The 5,078-nt window shown below is 38.2% G+C and carries 5 protein-coding genes; 2 read left to right on the plus strand and 3 right to left on the minus strand.

What is annotated here, in order from left to right:
* Window positions 1–227: 227 nt before the first annotated feature.
* The 3 genes from ndk to Q0976_RS23785 all read right to left on the minus strand — a co-directional run bounded on the left by ndk (window position 228) and on the right by Q0976_RS23785 (window position 2,187).
* Window positions 228–659, minus strand: coding sequence for a nucleoside-diphosphate kinase (gene ndk / locus Q0976_RS23775; RefSeq protein ID WP_299497324.1), 432 nt, complete (start codon window positions 657–659; stop codon window positions 228–230).
* 186 nt (window positions 660–845) lie between these two features.
* Entirely contained in the window at window positions 846–1,046 is a 201-nt protein-coding gene (iscX, locus tag Q0976_RS23780) for a Fe-S cluster assembly protein IscX (protein ID WP_299497327.1), read from the minus strand.
* A 133-nt stretch (window positions 1,047–1,179) separates the two neighbouring features.
* A complete protein-coding gene (locus Q0976_RS23785) occupies window positions 1,180–2,187 on the minus strand; it encodes a class I SAM-dependent methyltransferase (protein ID WP_299497329.1) in 1,008 nt (335 codons plus the stop codon).
* Between the two features lie 322 nt (window positions 2,188–2,509).
* Here Q0976_RS23785 and Q0976_RS23790 point away from each other — a divergent pair, with 322 nt between their 5' ends.
* Both Q0976_RS23790 and Q0976_RS23795 read left to right on the plus strand, forming a co-directional pair.
* On the plus strand, window positions 2,510–3,220 hold the full coding sequence (locus Q0976_RS23790) for a metal-dependent hydrolase (protein ID WP_299497331.1): 711 nt from the start codon (window positions 2,510–2,512) through the stop codon (window positions 3,218–3,220).
* 421 nt (window positions 3,221–3,641) lie between these two features.
* Window positions 3,642–5,078: MAC/perforin domain-containing protein (locus Q0976_RS23795; protein ID WP_299497333.1), on the plus strand; the 1,437-nt coding region annotated here is incomplete at its 3' end.

A 5,078-nucleotide genomic window follows, 5' to 3' on the forward strand; every position in this document is an offset into this window, starting at 1 on the left:
TAAGCAGCCTAAAGTCGTATTAGAGGAACTACGACAGGCTGCATAGGGGAGTATTGCACTTGCGAGTTGAATCCGCCGACTAGTATCCCGTTATCAGTAGAGTGCACAACACAGATAGGAACCAAAACAGCAATATTTAACAGTACTGCTTAACCCAAGTTCAAGTTAATAAATAATAGATATAAAAAAAGAAGCTCGAGAGCTTCTTTTTTATCACATACTCAATATTAACGAGTACGAGGACAAAGTTCTTCAGCGCTAAAAAAGTAAGCCACTTCACGCTGTGCTGATTCAAGAGAGTCAGAACCGTGAGCCGCATTTTCGTCAATGCTTTGAGCAAAATCAGCGCGAATAGTACCAGGAGCTGCTTCAGTGGGGTTGGTTGCACCTAAAATATCACGGTGTGCAAGAACAGCATTTTCACCTTCTAGCACTTGAACCATAATAGGACCTGATGTCATGAAAGCCACTAAAGCGCCAAAGAAAGGACGCTCACTGTGCTCAGCGTAAAAACCTTCAGCTTGCTCTTGAGATAAATGTACCATTTTAGCAGCAACAATTTTTAGACCAGCAGCTTCAAAACGGTTATAGATAGCGCCAATATTATTTTTGGCAACAGCATCAGGCTTTACAATTGAAAAAGTACGTTCGATAGCCATGAAAAGCATCCTTTTTTATAAACATGTATTAAAATTCGCGCGGATTATACGAAATTTAATGCATAATTCATACCCTTGTATGAAAATCTCATACAAATAGACTCAAAGACACTCATTCACAATCTATTTATGAGTATGTAACAGCAAACCAAGCCGAGCTCCATTCGCTATCACACCTGAATGAAATTAATCCATTTCTTCAATCCAACATGCCTGAATAGCTTCTAGAATACGTTCATTACAATGCTGAAGATCATCATTAAACTCATCAAGTAATAAAATCCACTCATACAGATCGGTAAAACGCACTTTAAGAGGGTTAATATCTGGATACTTATCAATCAACGCTATTGCGATCTCTCGAGAATCAATCCATTTCAATGTCATATCCTCATTCCTAACAGAATACCATGACTAAAGTATATGACGACATATGAAATACACCCAAATCCACTCCAGTAACGTCCAAAATGGAAACTTTAGGTTTCAATCTTGAATCATTCCATTTTAAAGCATTACTTCACGTAATTTCTAATACCACGATTTTCAATGGATGATTGCCATCGAAAGAAGGAAAATCATCATGGGGAGTTAACCAAGTATGTCCACTCACGCTTCTTCCTTGTTTTTCAACACAGCGAACTAAACTCGCATACCATTGCTCTCTTTCTACCTTAGCCACATTATTACAACACACAATCCGACCGCCTTTTTTGGTTGCTAGCATGGCAGGTTTGAATAAACTTTGATAATCATTAATCAAATCAACTGTACCAAAAGGGCTTTTTGCAAACCGGGGAGGATCGAGAAAAACAAGATCAAATTGAGTGGCTGATAGCTTTGGATACTCCGGTAATTTTTTGTTTCCTCTTGCAATCACTTTCAACCCTGCAAATTGACGGATCGCAGGAAATACATCACTTTGTATAAACTCACACTGTGAAACTACATTATTTAACTGAGCATTTTTTTCACCCGCCTTCAAAGCAAATGATGAAAAGTCCACATTAACGACACGTTTTGCCCCCCCAACAGCAGCAGCAATGCCAATTCCACAGGTATAGGAAAATAGATTAAGCACTGTTTTATTTGCACTATTAGCTTTAACAAATTCTCGACCAATACGCATATCAAGAAACAGCCAAGGATCTTGCCCCACATGCCTTAGTTTAGAAGTAAATAAAATTTCATTTTCTCTAATTACCTGGGCTGTCTCAGCACTATCACTCACATTCAAGTCTAATGCATTCAATACTCTAGAATTTCTCTTAGAACGATCATTATAGACAATAGGAAGTAAAGTATGCTGAGATAAAACCTCACTCAGTTCAGCCAATACCTGCTCTTCAACTGTTTGATGAAAGCTTTGCACTAACCAAGTACTACCATAGCGATCAATCGTCAACCCATCAATACCTTCAACGGTACCATGGAATACCCTAAAACAATCCGTTTCAGCCAAACTCACTGGTACAAACATTTTTTGACGTTTTGCTAAAGCCGCCATTAATAATGAAGAAATAGTCATACAAAGAAACTCACAGAAAAACGCTAGAAGAATAATCTGCGCATGATAACAAAATCGCCTTCACAAATAAGACTTAAATGACCACAAGGACATATTTATCTGATGGAATAAAAGGAAATGCCAAAACAAAACAGATAAACTAATCATAAGTGGTTAAATAAAAAGCACATTAAGTAAATACGCTATACAAGATAACAGACATACATTAAGGTCAATATTTAATAATATAATATGAAATATAGTGATTATTTTTAAGTTGAGTCAACTTAAGTCGCTTCTTTTTACTGATCTTTTTTCTCCGCTCTCAATTAAGGCTATTCTCTTGGCAAATTTCTCCACACATCTCAAAGCAAGTACCCTTACCAGCGCACCTTTAAGCTCTATTGCACTCGCAACACATATTTTAACCCTTCCAGAAAGCTTATTGTTATTTTCTATTGGTGCCTTATCGGGCCTGCTTCCCGATCTCGACTCCGATAACTCCACTTCAATTCAATGGCTTTTTAGTATTCTAGGCTTCTTTTTATCAGCAAGTGTTATCTTTTTATACCCTCTATCTTCCTTGATGGAGATGTGGGTAGTGGGCATTGTGATTTATGTGATAACAATGTACGCCATCAAGCCCATATTTGAAAAAATTACTGTTCACAGAGGAACATTACATTCCATTCTAGCGGTAATAATGTTTGCTTTAGCTGGCATCACACTGAGCCTCGTTATGCAACAATCATTGAGCTTATCCCTTCTCATTGGATTAGCGATTTTAATTGGTGCCTTAACCCACTTGGTACTCGATGAATGCTATAGCGTCGATTTAGCAAATAATACGCTCAAATCCTCCTTTGGCACGGCAATGAAATTCCTAGACAGGCGCTACCCATTAACCACCTTAATACAAGTGTTATTCATCGGTGCAGGCCTGTTTTATCTTTACCCTTATAGTGATGAAATGCGTTCTGTTTTAGTTATATGGCAAATCCAACTTGAAAATCTTACCATCATCCCTTCCTTTATTAGCCAATGGTGGCGATAAAACATATTATACAAAAGCCTTAACATAAAATTGCTTATCTTAAGGCTCAAATTCCGCCCTTGACTATCGATACTCAGTCACATAAAGACATCAATAAAAGATCAAGATAAAATCAATGAGAACACAGCAACAAATATAAATAAACAACGCTAACTTTAAGTGCCCACTTTTACCTGTAAAAGTGGGCCATCAGAATGACTAACCCATAATAAAAAATACCAATGGAAAATTGACTGTTACTGATATTTCTACTCCATATTATTTTGACGAGCAGTTTAAAAATACTATTTTTAAATCAGTGGATTACCTTGATGTAGAATAATCAAAAACCCCTTTACCGAAATAGATTTTCTTTTTCATCACTTCAGATAAATCAAAAACACCTACACTAAACATAAAACATCTAAAAGGATTGCATTGTATGACAGTGATAGTGACAGGTGAACTCACCAGTGAAAAATTCAATCAATTTAAGGTCACCCCTCAATATCAGGGCCATGCTTACCTAACATTATTGCGCCATAAACAATCAATACCTGCAAACTACTTAGCGGGTGTTGAAGCCATAGGCGCAGGTTATGATATTTTTGGCCATTATGCCTTTGCAAAAAGTATCACCACGCCACTATTTGACTGGTCAAAAACAGATTGCCACGCAGTCAATTTTAACAAACCTGCCCAAGTGCCCTCACCTGTCACTGTGAACGATATCAACAGCGACGAATATCGATGCTTCTCTGGTGGCAATATCGCCAAATATCAAAACAGCTTATCCCAATCTGCCCACATTCCAGATGCATATAATTTATTTTCTAGCGCCGTTAGAAATGACTTTTCTTCACGAAGTCTCAGAGAGGCAGAAAATGCATTCACCAGAATACAACACACTATTCAACTCTGGTCCTTACAATTAAAAGAGCATCCTAGTCAATTAAGAGCACTTTTAAAAGATAACATAAAAGCAGCCATCAATGCTGCTGATTCAGCTTCTGATTACGAGCAACTATTTGCTCAATATGGCAGTCACTTCTTAACGGGCATTGTGATTGGCGGCCGAGCCGTTTTTGCCTCATCAACCAATAAAATCCACATGAATAATGCCTACCCAATTGAGACTATCGCAAAAGCTGTGTACCAAAAATTAACAGGTCAACTATCTAGTGAGGATGAGCAAGAATATGAAGAAGCCCTGTATAGTTTTTGTGCCCACTCCAATTCACGACATCTTGTTATTGGTGGGGATTATCAACCCGCCATGCAGACATTTACAGGGCATAAGCAACGCATTGACGATTGGCGATACTCCATTAATAATGCCGCCACCATGATTGACTTTACCCAAGAGCGACCACTGACCGGTATTTGGGAGCTATGCGATCAGATCGAACATCAACACAAAATGCACAATTATTTTAAAGAAACCTGGGCAATGAATGGGTTTAAGTCCCATCAAATTTGGGCTGACTACATTGATAGTATTATCATTATTCGCGGTGACAATTCATCCATCAAGCCACCCAGTGGCTACCTGAAAATCCCTGTTAACTTAAATAAAGACTCTGGCGGGGACTATATTTATCTTTGCTATCATAAAGTCTCCGCAGACGGAGCAAGAATAGATAATCCTAAATGTATAGCCGATCTGAAAATTATCATGGGAGAACGCACTCAACCGGATATCGGTTTTACGAAACTGGATGTGGATTTAAACAAAGGCTCTGGCGGAGAATACATTTACCTATGCTATAAAAAAAGCCCCTTTATCGATAGTATTGCCATCAAAGATCTCGATGTGATCAGCGGCTCAGATCCCGAACTTCAAGCACCTTCTGGGTTTACAAGGCTTGATCACGACCTT

Source organism: uncultured Shewanella sp. (genome assembly GCF_947501665.1).
Classification (GTDB): Bacteria; Pseudomonadota; Gammaproteobacteria; order Enterobacterales; family Shewanellaceae; genus Shewanella.

What these genes read in the sequence shown, in the direction of transcription:
- ndk (WP_299497324.1), bottom strand. Translation starts at nt 659, where the DNA reads ATGGCTATCGAACGTACTTTTTCAATTGTAAAGCCTGATGCTGTTGCC.
- iscX (WP_299497327.1), bottom strand. Translation starts at nt 1,046, where the DNA reads ATGACATTGAAATGGATTGATTCTCGAGAGATCGCAATAGCGTTGATT.
- Q0976_RS23785 (WP_299497329.1), bottom strand. Translation starts at nt 2,187, where the DNA reads ATGACTATTTCTTCATTATTAATGGCGGCTTTAGCAAAACGTCAAAAA.